The 697-nt window shown below is 63.1% G+C and carries 1 protein-coding gene; it reads left to right on the forward strand.

Annotated features, from left to right (window positions below):
- Window positions 1-61: 61 nt before the first annotated feature.
- Window positions 62-697, forward strand: a 636-nt coding sequence (locus tag P1T08_18875) for an ArdC-like ssDNA-binding domain-containing protein (protein MDF1598137.1), incomplete at its 3' end; no start/stop codon positions are given.

A 697-nucleotide genomic window follows, 5' to 3' on the forward strand; every position in this document is an offset into this window, starting at 1 on the left:
GTCGCATCTTGTCAGGGTGGTATCAGCTCAGAAAGATTCCCGCAATGAACGGACCGAGGCGGTGGAACGGCTGCACGACCAGTTGCAGACGTCGCTCCGGGAGCTTGTCACCTCCGAGGACTGGCAACGGGCTTTGGCGGTTGCTGCCCGGTTTCATGACTATTCGTTCGCTAACAGCCGGCTGATCTGGTCCCAGGCGATCTCCCGAGGTTTTCAACCGAGTCGGGTGGCCGGCTATCGGATGTGGCAGCGGCTTGGCCGTCAGGTGCGCCGTGGTGAGCACGGTCTGCAGATCCTCGCCCCCGTCATCGCCAAGGTCACACCCCAAAACGATGATGAGGATGAACGGCGGGTGGTCGGTTTTCGGGTGGTTCGTGTTTTCGATATCGCCCAGACCGACGGTGAACCCCTCCCCGAGGTCACCACCGTCCCCGTCGAAGGGGATCTTCCTTCCCAATGGGAGCGGGTCGGTGAGCTCATCATCGGAGCCGGATTCGGCCTACAGGTCGCCGACCTCGACCGACTGGGCGACGCCAACGGGATCACCGACTGGCACCAACGAGACGTGGTCGTCCGGGCCAGCCTGCCCGGGGCGCAGCGGTTCAAGACGGCGATACACGAACTCGCTCACATCCGACTGCACGAACCGACCACCGAAGGTAGGCCCAAATGTCGTGGGATCGTCGAGGTCGAGGCC

This window comes from Acidimicrobiia bacterium (assembly GCA_029210695.1).
GTDB lineage: Bacteria > Actinomycetota > Acidimicrobiia > Spongiisociales > JAHEDJ01 > JAHEDJ01.